Origin of the sequence: Streptomyces sp. SID12501 (assembly GCF_010550245.1) — a bacterium.
GTDB lineage: Bacteria > Actinomycetota > Actinomycetes > Streptomycetales > Streptomycetaceae > Streptomyces.
The window spans coordinates 1-557 of the sequence record NZ_JAAGLU010000344.1; the positions used below are offsets into that span (position 1 = coordinate 1).

Sequence of the window (557 nt, forward strand, 5' to 3'; positions counted from 1 at the left end):
AGCTGCCCGACGGCACCGGGATCGACCTCATGCGCGCCGTCAAGGAGACGCTGCCGACCGCGCGCGCGATCGTGCTCACGTCGTTCGACGACGACGACGCGCTGGCCGCCGCGCTCGACGCGGGCGCGTCCGCGTACCTGCTCAAGAGCGTGCGCGGTGCCGAGATCACCGACGTGATCCGCGCGGTCGCCGCGGGTCGCACGCTGCTCGACGACCGCACGGTCGCGCGCCGGCGCGCGGGCCACGAGGACCCGACCGAGAGCCTGACGCCCAGCGAGCTGCGCGTGCTCGACCTCATCGGCGAGGGCCTGTCGAACCGCGAGATCGCCGAGCGGCTCGGCGTCGCCGAGAAGACCGTGAAGAACCACATCACGTCGCTGCTGGCCAAGATGGGTCTGCAGGGGCGCACGCAGGTCGCGGCGTGGGTCGCGTCCCGCAAGAACTCCGGCTGGCGGGCCGAGCCCGGCCACTGAGCCGCCGGTCCACCCCGCCGACGCCGCGCCCTGCCTGACTCCCGGCACGGCGACGTCACGCGTCTGCGACACGACACCGCTGCG

At 74.1% G+C, this 557-nt stretch carries 1 protein-coding gene; it reads left to right on the top strand.

The window, feature by feature from the left end; all coding sequences use genetic code 11:
- Positions 1–473, top strand: a 473-nt coding sequence (locus G3I71_RS46130; RefSeq protein ID WP_164324912.1) for a response regulator transcription factor, incomplete at its 5' end; no start/stop codon positions are given.
- Positions 474–557 lie beyond the last annotated feature (84 nt).